The following is a 16185-nucleotide window of genomic DNA, read 5'->3' on the forward strand; positions in this document are numbered from 1 at the left end:
GCCAAGTGGCAGTCAGTGCCACATGGCTCATTGTGCCGCTCGGCCGTCACTGCCAAAAGGCAAACAAGGTGTGACCTGAACCTCACCGTGCGTCGAGCCAGTCGGCACTGACTGCCAAGTGGCAGGATGACGTCCGACGGTCTGCCGAGGAGGAGCAATGTCGCTGCGCGACATCAAGATGGAGCGAACCCGCGAGTCGATCGCCGACGTCGCCTTCACCCTGTTCGAGTCCAACGGCTTCACCGCGACGACGGTGGGCGAAATCGCCGCCGAGGCCGAGGTGGGCAGCCGCACCGTGTACCGCTACTTCCCCACGAAAGAAGAGCTGGTCCTCAGCGGTTTCAAGAAGGTCTTCGACACCGCCTTGGCCGACGTCCGCGAGTGCCCGGCCGAAACGCCGATCCCGGACGTCTTGCGCGTCGTCCTCGAAAGCGTCGTGCAGTCCAACCTCGAACTGCCGAAGCAGCTCCGAGGCGCGTACGAGATCATCACCACCACGCCGTCCGTCCGGGCGCATTTCGCCCAGTCCATCCGGGCCTGGGAAGCGGCTCTCCGGCGCGAGGTTGCCAATCGGCTCGGCGGCAAGTCGGCCGAGGTCATCGCAGGACTCGCCGTCGCGCAGACCGCCGCCGTGTTCATCCTGGCGTTCGAGGACTGGTACGCAAGCGGCGGCCGGGCCGATCTGCGCAAGCTCACGCGCACGGCGCTGGAGCTGCTGCGCGCGGAGAAGGTGCCCGTCCCCGCGCGAATGCCGTGAACGTCAGGAATCGCGCAGCGCGCGTCAACGTCTTTGCGCCCATCGAGGGCCGACGTTGCCGTGGAGTGGTCAGGTCACATTCGGTTCGCGCAGGCGATGCAGGTCCGCGTCGCCGGCAGAGCGGCGAGCCGGCCTTCGGAGATCGGGCCGCCGCAGTGTTCACAGACCTCGTAGACGCCGGCACGCACCCGCTCGGCGGCTTGTCCGAGCGCCGCGAGTTCGTCTTGGGCCTGACGCAGCAGTGCCTGGACCTGCGCTCGCTCGAAGGCGATGGTGGCGCCTTCCGGGTCGTGTTCGTCGTCGCCACTGGTGAACTCCGACGCCGCCACGATCTCGTCCCAGCGCCGCGCCAGTGCCGAGGCCCGTCGCGAGGTCTCGGCGTGCGCCCTCTCGATCAGCTCCATCGCGCCGCGCTCATCCATGACGCAGGACCATTCTCCCCGTCACCTCACCATCGATGAGTCGCCGATGAACCTTGGGGACGATTTGGCCAGGTACGTCCGGGACGATACCGCCCTCGCCCGGCCACGCGCAGCTTGTCGCCCGCCCCTCGGTGGGTGCCGATGTCAGGTTCATAGCGGGGTTCCGCCGGGTTGACGGAACTCCGCTGTTCGAAGAATCCGGGCAGACGGCCGGGCGGGATCACCGCTCGGCTGTCCAGCCGGACGATGTGTGCCTACTCCCCCGGTTCCTCCACCGGCCTGACCGTGCGGCCCAAGGTCGCCGCTGCGAGCAGGGCGGCGACGACGGCCGCGATACCGCTGATGAGGTAGCCGAGCGAGTAGCCGTGTCCGAGGGCGTCCACGGCGAGCGGAACGGCTCCGGCGTGGGGCGCCGTCGGCGGGGCCGAGTTCACTGCCAGCGGACCACCCGCTTTCGCCACGGCCGCCGCGGCTGCCTTGGCGTGCTCGGGCAGTGCGCTGGCCGCGAGCGAGGTGGTGAAGTCCCCCGCTGCCCGGCTCAGCGCCACCGCGCTGATCACGGCCGGGCCCAGGGTGAAGCCGAAGTCCCGCAGCAGGCTGGTCGCCCCGCTCGCCATGCCCGCGAGCCGCACCGGCACGGTGTTGACCGCGACCGCGCTGATCGACGTCACCGTCAGCGCGAACCCGAGCCCCACCGCCAGCAGCGGCCCCACCAGGGAGCCCAGGCTTCGGTCCGTGATGGACACCGTCGATGCCCAGAGGTCGCCGACTCCGGTGAGCAGCAAGCCGCCGCTGAGGATCCAGCATGGGCTGACGTGCTCGATCAGCCGGGAGGTCAGCGGGGCGACGACGAGCGTCACCCCGTTGAGGACCACGAACGCGGCCGCGGCGAGCAGCGGGCTCTGGTGCTGGACCGGACCGAGCCGGATGCTGGTGCTGTAGGCCGTGGCCACGAAGCTGAACATGCCGACCACGGTCACGAAAGCCGACACCGTGAACGCCCGGTTGCGGAAGACGTCGAGCCGGAGCAAGGGGGCCGGCGAACGCAGTTCGACGACCACGAACAGCGCGAGGAACACCGCCGCGATCACGAACGCCAGCACCACGGCCGTGCTGCCCCAGCCGTCCGTACCGCCCTGGATGACCGCGTACATCAGCGCGAACAACCCGATCGCGATCGTGATCTGGCCCGGCCAGTCGAGCGACCGGCCTTCGGGAGCACGCGAATCCGCCGCGAACAGGCGCACGACGCCGCTCAGCGCGGACAGCGCGATCACGACGACGAACGCCCATTTCCAGGATCCGTTGTCGGCGGAGATCCCCGAGATCACCGGGGCCAGTGCGGCGCCCGCGGCCAGCGATGCGGCCCACAGCGTGACACCGCGCGCGCGTTCATGGCCGGTGCGAGTCCCGATGGCGACAACCGCCAGGGAGGTGGGGAACAGAGCGGCCGCACCGAGTCCCGCGATCGCCCTGCCGGTCCACAGCTGGGCCGTTCCGGCGGCGGTGGCCGTGACGAGGTGCCCGGCGATCAGCGCCACGGCACCCAGCACCAGGAGCCGTTTGCGGCCGAACTTGTCGCCCAGCACACCGAATGTGAGGGCGAGCGCGGTGACCGGGAGCAGGGAGGCGTCGGTGATCCAGGCGATCTCGCTGCCGTCGGCGTGCAGCCGGCTCTGGAAGAGTCCGTTGAGGACGGTCGGCATCGCGATGGTGATCTCGGCGACGCATACCGCCAGGCACGCCGCGAACAACGTCGCGAAGCCCAGTTTCTGCTCAGGTCTTGACTTCGGAACGGCGACCACGCTGGCGCCGTCCTGTTCGTAGGTCGAGGAACTCATCTCCGCTGTCCTTTCAGCGTCGGTCCCAGGATCAGGAAGTGGGCAGCCGGTCGAGCAGCTCGGCGAACTTGGCCGCGACCCGGTCGCGCAGCTCGGGTGAAGCCTCCGCGACAGCGGGGAAATCGCGGCCGAACGGGCGGACCGCGGTGATCAGCGCGCGCGAGTTCGTGGTGGTCGCGCGATCGAGGCGCGGATCGAGCGGGCCGCTCCACGTCCCGCGGATCAGGTCGATGTCCTGGGCCGGATCGCAGCGCGTGGACATGGCCCACAGCACGTCGAAGGTGTTGGTGGGGTCGATGTCGTCATCGACGACGACCACGAAACGGCCCAGGTACGAGCTGGATTGACACGACGCGGCGAGCAGTGCGGCTTGCTTCGCGTGCCCCGCGTAGGCCTGCTTGATCGAGACGACGGTGAACATCCGGGCCGCGCCGGCCTCGTGACACCACACGCCTTGCACCCCGGACAGGCCCGCCCGCTCGATCTCGTCTCACACCATGCCGGCCTTCATCACGCACTTGCTGTAGGAGAAGTTCGACGGTGGACGGATCGGCGACGCGACGGTGAGGATCGGGTTGTCCCGGTGGTAGACGCGGCGAACGCGGACCACCGGCTGCTCGCTGCGGCCACCGGCGTAGTAGCCGGTGAACTCGCCGAACGGGCCTTCGGGCGCCGTCTCGCCGGGATGCAGCTCACCTTCGATCACGAACTCCGCGGCAGCCGGCATCGGCAGTCCGTACAGTTCGGAACGGACCACCTCGATCGGGGCGCCTCGATGCCCGCCCGCGTAGTCGTACTCGGACAGTCCCCAGCGCAGCTCGTTGCCGGAAGCGAGGAACAGCAACGGGTCGTGGCCGCAGGAGATCAGCACCGGGCAGGGCTTGCCCTGGGCGAAGTACTTCTCCCGGATCTGGCGGCCCTGCTTGCCCGGCGAGATCCACAGCCCGGTCCGATCCGGGCCCTGGACCATCGCCCGGTACGTGCCGATGTTGACCCAGCCGTCGTCGGGATCCTGCATGATGATCAGGTCGTCGGTGCCCAGGTAGCGCCCGCCGTCGAGCTCGTGCAGCCGAGGCGCCGGGATCGCGGTCAGATCGATCTCGCCCTCGCGCAGGATGTTCTGCAGCACCGGACCACTGTCTACTTCGGACGGCGGAATCGGCTGGTGGGTCTGCATCCGTTCGCGGTAGGAGTTCACCGCGGCCAACGGGTGGCCCGGCCGCGGGAAGCCCATCGTCAACGCCAGGCGCTGGGCGGAGTTGGTCGCGCCGGAGAGCACGCGAAAACCTTTGCTGTCGCCGGTGAGCTTCTCGAACAGCAGCGCGGGAGCGCCCTCGCCGCCGCGATGGGCGACCAGCTCGATCAACGTGCCCAGTTCCAGGTCCGGATCAGCCTCGGGGACCCGGACGAGCTGGCCGAGCTTGTCGATCCGGTCGACCAGCTCTCGCAAGTCCTCGTGGGGTTGGGGATAGTCGTTGTACACGCCTCACTCCTTTTGGACCCGACGGTAGGCTGAACCCGTCCGGTCCCGGAATCTTGCCGTCCCACAATTCTTCTGTGCGGGACGGCGTGATTCACTTCGGAGGTGGACCGCCTCGAAGAGGAAAAATTCCCACGAAGTCCACAGTAGACCGGCACGGAATCCGCGCCGGAGGCTTCCCGCGTTCCACGCAGAGGGTCAGAACCAGCGCGGAAGCTCCGGCAACTCGCCACTTTCCGCGACCACACCGACGGTTCCGCGGCCGGTCACCCAGCGCACGAGATCGGGCAGACCACCTGAAACGGTCGAACCGCCCTCGCCCAGGACGCTCGGCGCCCGACCCGTCGGGGCGAGCACCAGGTGTACCGCTTCCTGCCGCCGTCGCCACCCCCGCAGCACATCGGCGAGCAGCTCGTCGAGCAGATCGCCGGGGAACTCCCGGGTGGTCGCGCCGTTGTCCAGGTCGAGGGTGTGCACCCACACTTCGCGGGTGCGCATCCACGCCGTCTCCCGAACGGGCACCAATCGGCCCAACGCGGTGCGGACCTGCGCGTCCCAGGAGGTGTCCGGCAGGTCGCGCCACTCGGTGTCGAGGTGTGCGGCGGCGTGGGCGACCAGGCTCCGCAACGCGCGAGCCGGCAGCGTGGCCCCCGCGCGGATCTCCGCCTGCCGTTGCTCCGCTGAGGCGTACATCGGGGTCTCGCCACCGGTCCGCGCCCAGGTGAGCAACCGGGTCAGCGCCCGGGCGTTGTAGCCGACGTGGGCGAGCACGTGCCGACGGGACCAGCCCGGCAGCAGGCTTGGTTCGTCGAGCTCGGCGTCTGACAGTTCGCCGAGCTTCCGGGCGAAGTAGGCCGTGCCCCGCCGGGCCCAGAGCAGTTCGCGCGCCGGCGCGTGGGGCGAGTCGTAGCGGGCTCCAGGCCCTTGCCGTTCCCGCAGGGCCGCGCGCGCCGCGTCCTCGGAGGTGACGCTCATGCGCCGGCCGCGGCTCGTTCCGGCCCACCGCTCACCTTTTCCGCCACCGCGACGTTGACCAGCTCACCGATTCCGTCGATGCGTGTGGTCAGCGTCTGCCCTGGTGCGAGGTAGCGCGGGGGCTTGCGCGCGTGCCCCACGCCGCCGGGGGTTCCGGTGGCGATGACGTCACCCGGCTGCAAGGTGACGATCGTGGAGATGTAGCGCACCAGTTCCCCGGCGCCGAACACGAGGTCGTCGAGCGTGGTCCGCTGCAGCTCGTCGCCGTCGACGGACGTGACCAGCTGGGCGCCGGCGGGCAGCTCGTCCGGTGTCACGAGCACCGGCCCGAGTGGCGTGCTGTTCTCCCACGTCTTGCCCTGGAACCACTGAGCCGTGCGGTACTGGTAGTCGCGCATGGTGACGTCGTTGAGCACCGAGTACCCGGCGATGGCCGCCACCGCTTCCTCGGCCGAGGCCCGGCGCACACTCGTGCCGATGACGACGGCGAGCTCACCTTCCCAGTCGACCCGGTCGGATTCCGGCGGCAGCAGGATCTCGTCGCGCGGCCCGATCAGGGCTTCGGGGTACTTGGCGAACAAGGTGGGGAATTCGGGTAGCTCGCGACCCATTTCGAGGATGTGGTTGCGGTAGTTGAGCCCCACGCACACGATTTTGCCGGGCCACGGCACGACCGGCGCGAGGTCCGCGGTGGCGTAGTCGTGCCGCGCACCGTCCGCGGCTGCGGCCACGTCCAGGCCACCCGCCCGCAGGAGGGCGCCGACGTCGGTGAATCCGGTTTCGATCGCCGTGGTGCCGTCTACCCGCACGGCGGCGGTCGTCCCGCCGACCCGGATCGTCGCCAGTCTCATCGGTCTTCTCCTTCGACATGGGTGCGGTGGAAGTGCAGGTGCTCCATGATCGGAGCGTCCGAGAAGCGGAAGAGGTCGAACGCGCTCTCGGCGCGCAGGGACCAGGGCACCCAGGAAGGCACGACGAACAGGTCGCCCTTTTCCAGCCGGTGTTCGACGCCGTCCAGGACCACCTCACCGCGGCCCTCGAAAACCTGGAACACGCTGGAGCCGACCTCGCGCCGCGCCCGCGTCTCGACGCCCGCTCGCAACCGGTGGAACTCGGCCCGGATCGTCGGCATGACGTCGCCGCCGGTGGTGGGGTTGACGTAGCGCACCGCGGCGTGGCCCGGCCCGACGGTCGCGGGCTGGCCCTCGTCCTCGAGCAGGAGCTGCTCGGTCAGCGCCGCGTCGGTGTGTGCCCAGCGGTAGGCCGCGATCGGTGAGGACACCGTGTCCTGCAGCCCGGAGAGCGGACGCAGTCCCGGATGCCCCCACAACCGCTCGCTGCGGGAGAAGTTCGGCGTCGCGTCGTCGGTGACCCGATCCGCGCCGAACTCGAAGAAGCCGACGTCGGTGTAGTGCGTGAACGGGATGTCCAGGCCGTCGATCCAGGCCATCGGCTGGTCGGTTTCGTTGTGGTGGCCATGAAAACGCCAGCCGGGGGTGAGCAGGAAATCACCGCGGGACATGCGCACCGGATCTCCGTCCACGACCGTCCACACGCCCTCCCCCTCCACGACGAAGCGGAACGCGTTCTGGGAATGCCGGTGCTCCGGCGCCACCTCCTTCGGGCCGAGGTACTGGATCGCCGCCCACAGGGTCGGGCTCGCGTAGGCGAGACCGGGCAGGCCCGGATTGGCCAGCGCGATGGCGCGGCGCTCACCGCCACGCCCGACCGGCACCAGCTCACCGGCGCGCTGCGCCAGGGGGTAGAGCGTCGACCACCGCCACACGTGGGGCACGGCCTTCGGTTTCGGGTGCATCGGCATGAGGTCGTCGATCTGCGTCCACAGTGGAATGAGGTGCTCGGACTCGAAGTCCTGGTACAGCTCGGCCAGCTCCGGACTTTCCCCACTGGTCATCTCGTTCGCGGCCGGGCCACGGCCGATCACCTGCTCCGTCTCCGGGGACATGCGCGCTCCTCTGGTGTTCGGCGACGTACGACCGGTCTTCCCGGAGCGTAGGCAGAGTCTTCCGGACAACGCAAAGACGACGTATGGTTTTTCTGTGGAGCAGAATTCCGGACCGTATCGCATCGAAGCGGTCGACCGGGCGCTCACGCTGCTGACCCTGCTGTCCGAACACGGCCACGTCACCGTGACCGAGGCGAGCCGGGAACTGGGTGTGGCCCCCTCGAGTGCGCATCGGCTGTTGTCGACGCTGTGCCACCGCGGGTTCGCGGCGCGCGGGGACAAGCGGCAATACCGGCCAGGACCGGAGCTGCTCGCGCTGGCCACCTCCGGCTGGGCGCCGCCGCTGGCCGACCGGGTTCGGCCGTACCTCGAGCGCCTTCACGCGGACGTCGGCGAGACCGTGCACCTGATGGTCCGCGCCGCGGCCGACATCCGGTTCGTCGACGGCATCGAGAGTCACCATCCGCTGAGGGTGGGCCTGCGGACCGGCGCACGAATGCCGGCGTATTGCACGTCCGGCGGCAAAGCGATGCTGGCCGACCTCGACCCGGCGGAGGTCGCCGCGCTGCACGCCGCCGGGCTACCCCCTTGGCCCGGCGAGAAGATTCACGACGTCGCGGCGCTGCACGACGAGCTCGCTGCGGTGCGCCGCAACCACTTCGGGCTCAACCACGACGAAAGCGAACCCGGCGTCACGGCGATCGGCGCGTCCATCGGTGTCATCGACGGCCAGCCGGCCGCACTGGCGATCGCCGTGCCCACGGCGCGGTTCGCCTCGGCCGATCCGGAGGCGATGGCCGCGCACCTGCTCCGGACCTGCGGCGACGTGAGGGAAGCACTGACCGCACGAGCCCGGTGACTCGTCATAGATCGGCCGAGGCCCGCCGGCAGTGTTCCTCGATGGCCTTGGCCAGTTCCGGGATCCGGGACCGGGGGCACCGTGGGCTCGGCAACGCGACGGCGAACGCCGCCAGCGCCCGCCCACTGCCGTCCCGCACGCAGGCACCGATCGCGACGATGCCGCGGTCACTCTCGCCGTAGTTGGTCGCGTACCCGCGGCGGCGGATCCCGGTCAGCTGCTGCAACAGGGCCGCCCGGTTCACGGTGCCGCTGCCCGGCAGTGCGGGCAGGTCCCGCGGGTACAACGCGGTGAACTGCTCCTTGGACAGCTCGGCCAGCAACGCCTTGCCGCCCGAAGTGACGTGTGCGGGCAGCAGCATCCCGGTCCGCGCCCCGACCCGCAGTATCTGCGTGCTTTCCACGCAGTCGAGGAATCGGGCGCCGTTGCCCTCCAGCACCATCAGGTGACACGTCTCCCCCAGCCCCTGGCTCAGCTCCGCCAGGTGGATGTGCAGCGCCGCGCGCAGATCCAGCGGTGAGGGGCCGGGCCGCACCATCCGCTCGAACGCCGGCCCCGGCCGGTACACCTTGTGCGAGTCCTGCACCGCGAACCCGCGGTGCCGCAACGTGATCAGCAACCGGTGCGCGGTGGACCGGGCGACACCCAGCTCGTCGGACGCCTCGCTCACCCGAAGCCGCCCTCGTTGGGCCAGCAGTTCCAGCAGCCGAAGCACGTTGTCGGCCGACTCGACCAGGTACCCCGACTCGTCCCGCATAGCAGAATTCTACAACCTGCGGATTCCGATGGCTGGTCGCGCGAACTTAAGGTCCAGGCACAGCCCTCAAGGAGGAGGTCGCTTTGTCCGCTGACACCATCGACATCCGCACGGAACTGCGGACCGCTCCACTCCGGACCTTCCACTGGTTGCTGGTTCTGCTCGTCGCCCTGGCGACCCTGTTCGACGGTTACGACACCTTCATCCCGTCGTACATGATCCACTTCGTGGTGAAGCCCTGGCATCTGTCCGGTGGGGCAACCGGTTTCCTGGTGTCGTCCGCGTTGATCGGGTTCGCCGTCGGCTCGCTGGTCCACGGCGTCGTCGCCGACCGGATCGGCCGCCGTCCCACCCTGATCGCCGGCCTGCTGATCGCCGGGGTGTTCAGCGTGCTGACCGGCATCTTCGGCACCACGTTCCCGGCCTTCGTCACGCTGCGCGCGGTGACCGGGCTGGGCCTGGGCGTGCTGCTGCCGCTGGGCACGGCGTACGTGAACGAATACCTGCCCGAGCGGGTGCACAACCGGCTCACGGTGCTCGGTGGCACCGGCTTCGCACTCGGCGGCGTGCTGGCCGCGGTCCTCGGCGTCGCGCTCACGGAAGGCGGCCACTGGGAGTCGCTGTTCTACGTGGGCGGTGCCGCCGCGGTGCTGGGCGTGATCTACCTCGCCGTGTTCCCCGAATCGGTGGAATTCCTGGTGGCCGGCGGAAAGCAGGAGCAGGCGGTGCGCCTGCTGTCCCGGCTGCGGCCGGACCGCGCCCAGTCCTACCGCGAACACGGGCTGTCCGTCGACCGGCAACCCCGGGACTGGCGGCTTGTGCTCGCGCCCCGCTACCGGACGCGAACCGTGGCGCTGTGGGTGTCGTCGTTCTTGCTGCTCTTCGGCGTCTACGGGCTGTCCACCTGGACACCGCAGCTGATGATCGCGCGCGGCGAGACCTTCGCGACCGGCTACACCTTCGGCGCCGTACTGCAAGGGATGTCCATCGTCGGTGCCCTGCTCGGCGGCCTCGTCGCCGACCGCTATCTCGGCGCCCGGCGCAGCTTGATGCTCTGGTGCGGCCTGGGCGCGGTGGCCACGCTCGTCCTCGCCGTCGGCGGTTCGACGGCGGTGAACATCGTCGCGGTCGGGTTCGCGGGGTTGTTCATCATCGGTGGCCAGTTCCTGCTCAACAACATCTGCGCGGCCACCTACCCGGTTCAGGCCCGCGCGACGGGCGAAGGCGCGATGCTCGGCGTCGGCCGGGTCGGCGGCATCCTCGGCCCCTCGATCGGCGGCGCGTTGCTGAGCGCGTTCGGTGGCAGCGCCGTGCTGTTCGTCGCGGTCGCGGTGGCGGCCGTGCTCGCCGTGGTCAGTACGTCCTTTGTGCTCGTTCGCACTCACGCACCTCGCCGGGTCTCCCCGGCGGCACCCCGAGAAGAAATGGAGCACTGATGTCGGAAGTCGTCATCATCGGTGGAGGCATCGGCGGCCTGACCCTGGCCCTCGAACTGCACGCCGCCGGCGTCGACTGCACGGTCCACGAAGCGGTCGACGAGCTCTCGGCCGTCGGTGTCGGGATCAACCTGCTGCCGCACGCCACCCGGGAACTGACGCGGCTCGGCCTGGCGGACGAGCTGTCCGCCGTCGCGATCGAAACCGAGAGCTCGCTCTACTTCAACAGGTTCGGCCAGCGGATCTACACGGAGCAGACCGGCCGGACCGCGGGATACCCGTGGCCCCAGTTCTCCATCCACCGCGGCGACCTGCACGACATCCTGGTGCGCGCGGTCCGCGACCGGCTCGGTCCCGACCGGCTGGTCACCGGCCGACGCTGCGTGGCGGTCTCCCAGGACGCCACCGGGGCCACGGCGGAGTTCGAGCAGGGCAGCGTGCGCGGCGCCCTCGTCGTGGGCTGCGACGGCGTGAACTCCGTCGTCCGCCGGCAACTGCACCCGGACCAGAGCGGACCGGTGTACTCCGGCTACAACATGTGGCGCGGCGTCACCCCGTGGCCCGCCATCCTCGGCGGCGCCAGCATGATCCGCGCCGGCTGGCTCGCCACCGGCAAGCTCGTCGTCTACCCCATCCGCAACGACGTCGACCACGAGGGCCGCCAGCTCGTCAACTGGGTGGTGGAAATCGAGACGCCCCAGCACTCCGACCGTGACTGGAACCGCACCGGACGGCTCGAGGACTTCCTGCCCGCCTTCGCCGACTGGCAATTCGACTGGCTGGACGTCCCGGCGCTGCTGTCCTCGTCCACGACGATCCTGGAATACCCGATGGTCGACCAGGAACCACTGCCCTGGTGGGGCACCGGCCGCATCACCCTCCTCGGCGACGCCGCCCACCCCATGGTGCCGCGTGGTTCCAACGGCGCCGGACAGTCCATTTTGGACGCCCACACCCTGGCCGCCAAACTCACCGCGACGACCGACGTGGTCGCCGCCCTGGCCGCCTACGAGGCCGAACGCCTCCCTGCCACCGCCGCCGTGGTCCGTGCCAACCGCACCACCCCACCCGACGCGATCCTGCGCGAGGTCTACGAACGCACCGGCGACCGCCCCTTCGACCGGCTCGAGAACGTCGTCGACCCACGGGAACTGGAGGCGATCCTGACCAGTTACAAGGAGATCGCCGGGTACTCGCTGACAGTGCTGTCAGCCCAGCGCTAAAGGGGCCTGGCGCGGCGCTCTGGTCACGGGTCTCGGCCTGGATCCGGAGAGCAAGTCCGGCCGCCGCCCGGCGACGTCTCCCCGTCCCGGGCGAGCTTCGCGACCTCCAGCGCGCCGCGCGGGACTGCGCCACGGCCTCCTTGTTCTCGGGCAGTGGCGAGCAGCGACGCCCGCAGGCGCCTTCGGTCCGGCGGAGCCCGCCGATCACGCGGTCCCGATCCGCGACGGGGCAGACGACAATGAGGTCGTCCCCGTCGCCGAAGGACGCGGTGGTCGCGGTGGTCGCGAGCAGGGTGGCAGTCGAGCACGCCGACTGGGCTGCCGAGCTGAGCTACTCGCGTGAAACCTTTCAAGCGGCACCCTAACCAGGGTTCCCGGGGAATGTCAACGCCGGGCAATTCCGAGGTTGCCGGGAGACTCGCGGTGGCCAGCGATTCCGTTGTCCGTGGCGGGAACGCCAATTCCCGGATTCGTCTGGTGTCGCGGCTCTCGCAGCCAAGAATTCCGCGTTTCCCCTCGGCATCCTGAACCGATTCCGCCGTACGAAGGCGATGTTTGACGCTTGACAACGGCCGCGCAGGAGCTGGAAACTAGAGTGACTCGACTTGAAACGTTTTAATAAGTTCGATCCTCAACGGAGAGGCCACTGAGTGCGTACGGCACCATCGCGGGTGTACCGCACCGGCCGAAGGCGCGCCGGCCCGCTGTCGCGGACGCCTGGTCGCAAACGCCGCCGGGTAACGGCATCAGGTCCGCTGGACGACGCCTTCCCTCCCCACCCCTGTGTCGTCGATGGACGATCAATGTCCGAACAACGGTGCGGGCGTATTGCGCGGCAGGGCCGGCGACGCACTGCCGGCGCCGGATCCGCGCACGCCGGCGCTTGAGGGTTCGCCGCCCTCGCCTGCGACTGCTTCCGGCCGCACGGCATCGCAACGCTTCAAGATCCATTCATCACAGCAAGAACCGTTCCCTGCCTGCCCCAGGAGGACCGATGGAAGACAGCAAGCCCGGCTTCGACCGTAGAGATTTTCTCAAGATCAGCGGCGGTGTCGGCATGGCAGTGGCGCTCTCAGGCTTGGTCGGCGCCGGCTCCGCCGAGGCTTCGTCGACGAGTATCGCCGACAAGTTCATCAAGGCCCAGCACGCGCTCCTGGACAACCCGGAAGGCAAGTACCGGCCGGGCACAAGGTGGTGGCTGGCCGAAGGGCTGCACACCGACGCGACCATCAAGGCCGACATGAAAACCCTCCACGACATGGGCATCGGCTCGGTCGAGATCGTCTGCATGCCCGAGCCCAATGTGGACAGCGACCTGAGCGGCACGGTCTTCGTCAGCAACACCACGGGAAAGACCCCCCAGCAGATCTACAGCTGGGGATCGGATGAGTGGAAGAACGACACGAAGCTCATCATCCAAGAGGCCAACAAGTACGGCATGGGCTTCTCCATGACCAGCGGCACCCACTGGGCGAACGCGAACCTGCCGATCGCGAACCTGAAGTTCGATGACGACGGAGCCGGCAAGGCGCTGGGCTACGCCATCCAGACCACGACCGGCGGCACCGCGTTCACCGGCGCCCTGAAGCGCTCGGTGATGACCGTGGCCGGAACCGTGCGGCAGGACCTGATCGCCGTGGTCGCGGTCCGACGAGCAGCCGGCAACACCGGCTCGGTCACCGCCGACGGCAGCATCTCCGGCACCATGAGCTACACCGACACGTCGGTCGTGTTGACCGGCAAGGTCACCCTCAACGGCACCCCGGTGACTCCGAGCACGATGAAGGACCCCACGGGCAAGGCGGGTTATTCCCTGACCTGGACGCCGCCGGCGGGGACCGGAACCTGGGACATCTACGCGTTCTGGATGCAGGCGACCGGCCAGTCACCGACACCCTCGGCCACACAGAACGTGACCATCAACTACATCGACCCAGCCGGCATGCAGGACTTCATCGACTACTACAAGAATCACGTGTTCAACGACCGTGAGCTGAAATCGGCCATCATCGACAACGGCCGCGGCGAGATGTACATGGACTCGCTGGAGATCTCGACCAGCAACTCCAACGGCGGCGAATTCTGGGGCTCCACGCTCATGAGCGAGTTCCAGAAGCGCCGCGGGTACAGCCTCGAGCCATACCTGCCCTACGTCATCAGGAAGGACGGCCGGGCGGGCCTCACCTCATTCCTGGTCGCCGGAGCCGACCAGGTCGCGGTGAACAAGATTCGCAACGACTTCTTCGAGACGATCACCGACATGTACACCGACAATGTTCTCAAGCCGCTTCGGGCCTACCTGAACGATGAGATGAACATGAAGCTGCGGGCCGAGATTTCGTACAACGTGGGTTATGAGATCACCACGCCGGCCCAAGGTGTGGACTACGTGGAAACCGAATCGCTTGATTTCGGGAACCAGTTGGATTCGCAGCGGACGTTGTCGGGTGCGGCCCACACTCACGGGCTGCGGTACTCCAGTGAGACCGGCGCGATCAGTGGCGAGAACTACACCTGGCCGCAGGACCGGTTCATGCAGATCATCAACACCCAGTTCGCCTCCGGCGTCAGCCACACCGTATTCCACGGCTACTCGAGCATTTCCGGCGCTGACTCCAGCGACCCGTCGAACCCCTGGGACGGTACGTACTGGCCGGGCCACGAAGGCATGTACGCGCGATACTCGGAGCGGTGGGGTCCGCGCCAGCCGGAGTCCACGCAGTACGGCGACTACCTGCCGATGATCGCCCGCACCCAAGCCGTGCTGCAGCAGGGCAAGCCGCAAATGGACCTGGCGGTGCTGCGCACCGACTACGCCTTCAACAGCGACCACCCCCACCCCGACTTCATGCGGCACCGGAGGGCCAACTACTTCAAGGATCTCGAACTGCAGGACAACGGGTACACCTACGAATACTTCGCACCCGAGATCCTGGAGAACAAGCGCGTCAAATACAGCAAGACCGACGGTCTGATGCCCGAAAACGTGGGATACCAGGCGATCGTCATCTACCAGGACTCCATCCGGCTGAAAAGCGCCCAGGCAATCTACGCTCTTGCCCGGCAGGGCCTGCCCGTTGTCGTCGTCAACGGCCTGACCGAGACGTTGAGTGCGACCAGGAACTACCTGAACACCAAGGCGGCAATCCGCACCCTCGGCAACGAGGGCACCGACTCCGACTTGGCGAAGGTGATGGCACGGCTGAAGAAGCTCCCGAACGTCAACGAGGTCAACGCGAACGTCCCCCAGAGCGCGACCACCCCCGACCCCGCAGCCGAGGACTACGAAGAGAAGTACTACTACGGCAAGACCGGCGTGTACAGCGCGCTGAAGCGGCTCGGAGTGCGGCCCCGCGCCGAATACGCCGAACCGAATCAGACCGTCCTCACCGCCATGCGCAGGACCAAAGAGACCGTGTACCTGTGGGCCTACAACTACATGGAAAAGCGCGGCGACTACTTCAACAACCCGATCGACGCCGAAACCGTCACGACGACCATCAGCGTCGACGCGATCGGCAAGCCGTACCGCATCGACACCTGGTCAAGCGGCATCGAGGCGCTTGCCCTGTACAACTCTTCCGGTGGCCGCACCTCGTTCGAGGTGACTCTGGCGCCTGGACAGACCACGGTGATCGCCATCGACCTGAAAACCAAGACCGCCGCGCCCCTGCGAAGCACCAACGCGCCCCAGGGCAGAGTGACCGCCGACGGCGCGGCCATCCTCGCCACCGAGTCGGGCACCTATACCGCCAGGCTGGCCGATGGCTCCACTGTGACCAAGAAGATCTCCGTACCGGACAACGTCAACCTGACGAACGCGCCGTGGAACCTGGTCCTCACCAGCTGGACACCCGGCGAGAAGAAGATCTTGACCGAGGCACGCCAGGGCTACACCACCAAAGAGGTGTACTTCACCACGAAGAAGTCCGACATCAACGTGGGCACGACCAAGCTCATCCCCTGGAAGGACATGACCTTCACGGCGCAGAATCCGGCGTCGGTATCAGGTGTCGGCACATACAGCACCACATTCCGCCTGCCCGACACGTGGAATGACTCAAACGGTGCCTACCTCGACATCTCCTCCACCGGCGGCGCCCTGGCCCAAGTCTGGGTCAACGGCAAGAAGATCACCGGCTACGACTTCATCGCCGGACGCATCGACGTCAGCTCCGCGCTGAAAGCCGGCAGCAACACGATCAAGGTCGAAGTATCGAGCTCGCTGCGCAACCAAATGAGGGCGCTGGGCTACCCCAACCTGCCCGCCGCCGACACCGTCGCCGGCGCCGTCGCATCCTACGGCCTCCAAGGCAACATCTCACTGGACACCTTCACCGTCGCAGTGGTCGAACGCCCGGGCCACTCCAACCAGCCCGGGAAGTGATCTTCCCACCGCGCTGATCGCCGCAACCACGAAGATGGTCCCGCCGCTCATGAACGGCGGGACCATCTTTGCACCGGTGACA

At 68.2% G+C, this 16185-nt stretch carries 13 protein-coding genes; 5 read left to right on the top strand and 8 right to left on the bottom strand.

Translation table 11 applies throughout. The features are described 5' to 3' along the window. Positions 1–157 precede the first annotated feature (157 nt). Complete coding sequence (locus tag AB0M56_RS22255) at positions 158–757, top strand: TetR/AcrR family transcriptional regulator (protein ID WP_364179124.1); 600 nt, start codon at positions 158–160, stop codon at positions 755–757. Positions 758–831: 74 nt separating this feature from the next. Here AB0M56_RS22255 and AB0M56_RS22260 read toward each other — a convergent pair whose 3' ends face one another. The 7 genes from AB0M56_RS22260 to AB0M56_RS22290 form a co-directional block, all read right to left on the bottom strand. Further along, positions 832–1179 (bottom strand): TraR/DksA C4-type zinc finger protein, encoded by a 348-nt coding sequence (locus AB0M56_RS22260; protein WP_364179126.1) that lies wholly within the window; start codon positions 1177–1179, stop codon positions 832–834. 254 nt (positions 1180–1433) lie between these two features. After that, positions 1434–3020, bottom strand: a complete 1587-nt coding sequence (locus tag AB0M56_RS22265; protein WP_364179128.1) for an MFS transporter — start codon at positions 3018–3020, stop codon at positions 1434–1436. Positions 3021–3051: 31 nt separating this feature from the next. After that, the gene (locus AB0M56_RS22270) at positions 3052–3504 is read right to left on the bottom strand and encodes a hypothetical protein (RefSeq protein WP_364179287.1); all 453 of its coding nucleotides are present in this window, start codon (positions 3502–3504) and stop codon (positions 3052–3054) included. 6 nt (positions 3505–3510) lie between these two features. Then, the gene (locus tag AB0M56_RS22275) at positions 3511–4503 is read right to left on the bottom strand and encodes a UbiD family decarboxylase (protein WP_364179130.1); all 993 of its coding nucleotides are present in this window, start codon (positions 4501–4503) and stop codon (positions 3511–3513) included. Positions 4504–4698: 195 nt separating this feature from the next. Beyond that, a complete protein-coding gene (locus AB0M56_RS22280; protein ID WP_364179131.1) occupies positions 4699–5475 on the bottom strand; it encodes a maleylpyruvate isomerase family mycothiol-dependent enzyme in 777 nt (258 codons plus the stop codon). Next, the gene (locus tag AB0M56_RS22285) at positions 5472–6326 is read right to left on the bottom strand and encodes a fumarylacetoacetate hydrolase family protein (RefSeq protein ID WP_364179133.1); all 855 of its coding nucleotides are present in this window, start codon (positions 6324–6326) and stop codon (positions 5472–5474) included. The genes AB0M56_RS22280 and AB0M56_RS22285 overlap by 4 nt, the downstream gene beginning before the upstream one ends. Next, positions 6323–7390: a cupin domain-containing protein gene (locus AB0M56_RS22290; RefSeq protein ID WP_364179288.1), complete on the bottom strand. Its 1068-nt coding sequence runs from the start codon at positions 7388–7390 to the stop codon at positions 6323–6325. Before AB0M56_RS22290 ends, AB0M56_RS22285 begins: the two co-directional genes overlap by 4 nt. A gap of 145 nt (positions 7391–7535) precedes the next feature. Here AB0M56_RS22290 and AB0M56_RS22295 point away from each other — a divergent pair, with 145 nt between their 5' ends. Further along, a complete protein-coding gene (locus AB0M56_RS22295; RefSeq protein WP_364179135.1) occupies positions 7536–8300 on the top strand; it encodes an IclR family transcriptional regulator in 765 nt (254 codons plus the stop codon). A 4-nt stretch (positions 8301–8304) separates the two neighbouring features. Here AB0M56_RS22295 and AB0M56_RS22300 read toward each other — a convergent pair whose 3' ends face one another. Continuing rightward, positions 8305–9057, bottom strand: a complete 753-nt coding sequence (locus AB0M56_RS22300) for an IclR family transcriptional regulator (RefSeq protein ID WP_364179137.1) — start codon at positions 9055–9057, stop codon at positions 8305–8307. A gap of 83 nt (positions 9058–9140) precedes the next feature. On the opposite strand from AB0M56_RS22300, the gene AB0M56_RS22305 reads away from it, so the two are divergent. The 3 genes from AB0M56_RS22305 to AB0M56_RS22315 all read left to right on the top strand — a co-directional run bounded on the left by AB0M56_RS22305 (position 9141) and on the right by AB0M56_RS22315 (position 16103). After that, a complete protein-coding gene (locus tag AB0M56_RS22305; RefSeq protein ID WP_364179139.1) occupies positions 9141–10493 on the top strand; it encodes an MFS transporter in 1353 nt (450 codons plus the stop codon). Then, positions 10493–11716 carry a flavin-dependent oxidoreductase gene (locus AB0M56_RS22310; protein WP_364179141.1) on the top strand — a complete coding sequence of 408 codons (1224 nt, stop codon included), beginning with the start codon at positions 10493–10495 and terminating at the stop codon, positions 11714–11716. Before AB0M56_RS22305 ends, AB0M56_RS22310 begins: the two co-directional genes overlap by 1 nt. Before the next feature lie 883 nt (positions 11717–12599). Further along, a complete protein-coding gene (locus tag AB0M56_RS22315; RefSeq protein WP_364179143.1) occupies positions 12600–16103 on the top strand; it encodes a glycosyl hydrolase in 3504 nt (1167 codons plus the stop codon). Positions 16104–16185 lie beyond the last annotated feature (82 nt).

This window comes from Amycolatopsis sp. NPDC051372, from assembly GCF_040682095.1.
In the GTDB taxonomy this organism is placed as follows: Bacteria; Actinomycetota; Actinomycetes; order Mycobacteriales; family Pseudonocardiaceae; genus Amycolatopsis.

Bases quoted from the DNA above. Each gene is read 5' to 3' on its own strand.
- AB0M56_RS22255 (WP_364179124.1), top strand. From the start codon at position 158: ATGTCGCTGCGCGACATCAAGATGGAGCGAACCCGCGAGTCGATCGCC.
- AB0M56_RS22260 (WP_364179126.1), bottom strand. From the start codon at position 1,179: ATGGATGAGCGCGGCGCGATGGAGCTGATCGAGAGGGCGCACGCCGAG.
- AB0M56_RS22265 (WP_364179128.1), bottom strand. From the start codon at position 3,020: ATGAGTTCCTCGACCTACGAACAGGACGGCGCCAGCGTGGTCGCCGTT.
- AB0M56_RS22280 (WP_364179131.1), bottom strand. From the start codon at position 5,475: ATGAGCGTCACCTCCGAGGACGCGGCGCGCGCGGCCCTGCGGGAACGG.
- AB0M56_RS22285 (WP_364179133.1), bottom strand. From the start codon at position 6,326: ATGAGACTGGCGACGATCCGGGTCGGCGGGACGACCGCCGCCGTGCGG.
- AB0M56_RS22290 (WP_364179288.1), bottom strand. From the start codon at position 7,390: ATGACCAGTGGGGAAAGTCCGGAGCTGGCCGAGCTGTACCAGGACTTC.
- AB0M56_RS22300 (WP_364179137.1), bottom strand. From the start codon at position 9,057: ATGCGGGACGAGTCGGGGTACCTGGTCGAGTCGGCCGACAACGTGCTT.
- AB0M56_RS22310 (WP_364179141.1), top strand. From the start codon at position 10,493: ATGTCGGAAGTCGTCATCATCGGTGGAGGCATCGGCGGCCTGACCCTG.